Annotated in this window: 2 protein-coding genes and 3 pseudogenes; all 5 read left to right on the top strand. The window is 65.2% G+C overall.

Annotated features, from left to right (window positions below; translation table 11 throughout):
- Positions 1–213, top strand: a pseudogene (locus RND78_RS27590) (methyl-accepting chemotaxis protein); the annotation flags it as partial.
- A 77-nt stretch (positions 214–290) separates the two neighbouring features.
- Positions 291–710, top strand: a pseudogene (locus tag RND78_RS27585) (MCP four helix bundle domain-containing protein); the annotation flags it as partial.
- A 371-nt stretch (positions 711–1,081) separates the two neighbouring features.
- Positions 1,082–2,077 (top strand): annotated as a pseudogene (locus RND78_RS28670) (methyl-accepting chemotaxis protein); the annotation flags it as partial.
- A 141-nt stretch (positions 2,078–2,218) separates the two neighbouring features.
- Complete coding sequence (locus RND78_RS28665; RefSeq protein ID WP_409457151.1) at positions 2,219–2,995, top strand: methyl-accepting chemotaxis protein; 777 nt, start codon at positions 2,219–2,221, stop codon at positions 2,993–2,995.
- A gap of 48 nt (positions 2,996–3,043) precedes the next feature.
- On the top strand, positions 3,044–3,885 hold an 842-nt coding region (locus RND78_RS27575), incomplete at its 3' end, for an MCP four helix bundle domain-containing protein (RefSeq protein ID WP_312733398.1).

Here is a 3,885-nt window from a genome sequence, read left to right as displayed (position 1 = left end):
CTGGCGGCCACCGCCGAGGAAATGAGCGGCCAGGCCGAACAACTGCAACGGCTGATGAGTTTCTTCCACACCGGTGAAGCCCGCGCGGTACAGGATCTGGACCGCGCGCTGAGCACCGTCCGCCCGAAGACGAGTCGACCCGCCGCGGTCCAGGCGGCGCGTACCGGTACCCGCTCGAATGCACCGGAAGGCTTCGCCCCCTTCGAATCCTGAGCCGCGACTCTTGATATTCCGCATTCCACTTCTTTGACCTTAAGGCCGTCTGCGACGGCCTTGCCGAGGCTGCCGCCATGACCACTGCCCAAAAACTGATCGCACTCATGTTTGCCGCACTTATCGGCGTCCTGCTCCTGGCAGGGGCGGGGCACTACCAGGCTACGCAGCTTGCCAACGGCTTCACTGCCAGCACCGAAGATGCCACCGCTCGCATGAGAGCGCTTGGTGAGGTTGTCGACGGCCGTGGCGATCTGCTGGCGGCGTTGTATGGCCGCGTCCTGGCGAGCGATGCTCGGGGAGTGGCCGTAGGCGATCAGCAGCTCGCGAGTGCCAGGCAGCGTATCGAGCAGAACCTGGCGCGCTACGACAACCTGGTCACGGATGAGCGGGATCGGGCGCTGCTGTCGATGGATCGCACCACTGCCAACGCCTTGCTGACCTTGAGTGGACAGGTGCTGGCCCTGCTGGCGCAGAATCGTAACGACGAGGCCCAGGCCCTGCTGCGCAACCAAGCGGAGGTCATCGGCGCCTTCGGCAAGGCGGTGGATGAGCACAGCCACTATATCCATGCCCTCATTCAGCAAGGCCAGCAGGTTGTCCTGCAGGCCAAGAGCGAGGCAGGCGTGGTGAGCCTGGGTATCGCCTTCGCGACGCTCATGGCCCTGCTGCTGCTGGGCCTTGGCCTGCGCACCCTGTTGCGGCAACTGGGCGGCGAGCCAGCCCTGGTGAGCGAGCTGGCCAGCCGCATCGCGGCAGGCGAGCTGCCCGATGACATTGCCCCGCAAGCCGGGACAAGACCAGCCTGCTGGCGACCCTGCACGGTCTGGTCGACACTTTACGCGGACTCAGGACGGAGCTGTCGCGCATGGCTCAGGAGCACGTGGCCGGCGACATCGACGTTTGCATCAAGGCGGAACGTTTCCAGGGCTCCTTCCAGGAGATCGCCACCGGCATCAATGCCCTGGTGGCCAGCCACATCAAGGTCAAGAAGCAGGCCATGGCCTGCGTCAAGGCCTTCGGCGAGGGCGATCTCTCGGCGCCGCTGGAGCGCTTCCCTGGCAAGAAGGCCTTCATCAACGACGATATCGAGCAACTGCGCAGCAATATCCAGGGACTGATGGAGCAGATGCAGCGGATGTCGCGCGAGCACGATGCCGGGGACATCGACGTCTACATCGATGCGGAGCGCTTCCAGGGCTCCTACCGCGACATCGCCGTTGGCATCAATGCCATGGTGGCCGGCCACATCGCGGTCAAGAAAAAGGCCATGGCCTGCGTCAAGGCCTTCGGCGAGGGCGATCTCTCGGCGCCCTTGGAGCGCTTCCCCGGCAAGAAGGCGTTCATCAACGACACCATCGAGCAACTGCGCAGCAACATCCAGGCGCTGATGACCGAGATGCAGCATATGTCGCACGAGCACGATGCCGGCGACATCGACGTCTGCATCGATGCGCAGCGCTTCCAGGGTTCCTATCGCGAGATCGCCATCGGCATCAACGCCATGGTGGCCGGCCACATCGCGGTCAAGAAGAAGGCCATGGCCTGCATCAAGGCCTTCGGCGAGGGCGACCTCTCGGCGCCGCTGGAGCGCTTTCCCGGTAAGAAGGCCTTCATCAACGACAATATCGAGCAGGTGCGGATCAACATCCAACGGCTGATCGACGATGCCCAGCACCTGAGCGAGGCGGCCATTGCCGGCCGCCTGGACACCCGCGCCGATGCCAGTGCCCACCAGGGCGACTTCCGCCGCATCGTCACCGGTATCAATGGCACCCTGGACGCCATCGTCGCGCCGCTGAGCGAGGCCATGGAGGTGCTGGCCGGCATGGCCCGGGGTGACCTGAGCCAGGCGATCACCGGCGACTACCAGGGGCAGTTGTTGCAACTCAAGGAGTCGGTCAACGGCACCGTCGACAAGCTGAGCCAGATCATCGGCGACGTGCGCCTGTCGGCCGACGCCCTGGCCAGTGCCTCGGAAGAGATCTCCGCCACGGCCCAAAGCATGAGCCAGGCTACCACCGAGCAGGCGGCGTCGGTGGAGGAGACCTCCTCCAGCATCGAGCAGATGTCGGCGTCCATCGCCCAGAACACCGAGAACGCCAAGGTCACCGACGGCATGGCCGGCAAGGCCTCGCGCGAGGCGGCGGAAGGTGGCCAGGCGGTGGGTGAGACCCTGGTGGCGATGAAGACCATCGCCGACAAGATCGGCATCGTCGACGACATTGCCTACCAGACCAACCTGCTGGCGCTGAACGCCGCCATCGAGGCGGCCCGCGCTGGCGAGCACGGCAAGGGCTTCGCGGTGGTGGCCGCCGAGGTGCGCAAACTGGCCGAGCGCAGCCAGGTGGCGGCCCAGGAAATCGGCACCGTGGCCAAGGGCAGCGTGGCCCTGGCCGAGCGCGCCGGCACCCTGCTGGACCAGATCGTGCCCTCCATCGGCAAGACCTCGGAGCTGGTCCAGGAAATCGCCGCGGCCAGCGAAGAGCAGAGCAGCGGCGCCAGCCAGATCAACCAGGCCATGCTGCAACTGAATCAGATCACCCAGCAGAACGCCTCGGCCTCCGAGGAACTGGCGGCCACCGCCGAGGAAATGAGCGGCCAGGCCGAGCAACTGCAACGCCTGATGGGCTTCTTCCATACCGGCGAGACCCGTGCGGTACAGGACCTGAATCGTGCCCTCGGGGCTGTCCGGCCCAAACCGACCTTGTCGGCGGGCCAGATGCTGCGCAATGGCACCCAAACCCATATACCGGACGGCTACACCGCGTTCGGCTCCTGATTTTTGAACTCCCGGCTGCGCCCGCGCGGCCTCCCCGAGATTGCCGACATGACTGTGATCAAGAAAATGCTGTTACTGGTGCTCTCCGCACTGCTGGGTATCCTGCTGCTGGCGGGGGTCGGACAATACGAGATCGAGCAGGTCTTCGATGCGGCCAACTATGGCAACGACAACACGGTGCCCAGCCTGAAGGCACTCGGTGAGGTCAATGACAGCCGCTCCGATTACGTTGCCGGGATCTACCGCCACGTGCTGTCGAGCGATGAACAGCGGATGACCGAGGTCGAGCAGGACATCGCCGATGCCAAGCAGCGCCTGGAGCAGAGCCTGACCAAGTACGAAACCCTGCTTTCGGACGATCGCGATCGCGCCTTGCTGGCGACCGACCGCACCGCTGTCAACGCCCTCTTTACGCTCGGCCAGCAGGTGGTGGCCCTGTCGCGGCAGAATCGCAACGACGAGGCCCAGGCGCTGATACGTAGCCAGATGCAGGTGCTCAATGCCGTCAACAGCGCCATCGACGCCCATGTCGCCTACAACCAGGGCCTCGCCCAGCAAGGGGTGCAGCTGGCGGTGAAGACCAAGAGCCAGGCGACCTGGCTGGCGATGATCATTGCCGCGGCCACCCTGCTGGCAATTGGTCTGCTAGGCTTCTTCATCACCCGCAACCTGCTGCGGCAACTCGGGGGCGAGCCGGCCCAGGTGGCCGAGGTGGCCGGTCGTGTGGCGGCCGGTGATCTGCCGGACGCGCTGGCTCTGCGCCGTGGTGACAAGACCAGCCTGATGGCCGCCATGCAGAACATGGTCGATACCCTGCGCGGGCTGGTGGCGGAAATGACTACGGTGGCCAGCGCCCATGACCGTGGTGACACCGATGTCCGTATTCCGGC

Source organism: Pseudomonas oryzihabitans (genome assembly GCF_032027545.1).
Taxonomy (GTDB): Bacteria; Pseudomonadota; Gammaproteobacteria; order Pseudomonadales; family Pseudomonadaceae; genus Chryseomonas; species Chryseomonas oryzihabitans_F.
This window is presented reverse-complemented; position numbering and strand designations above follow the sequence as displayed.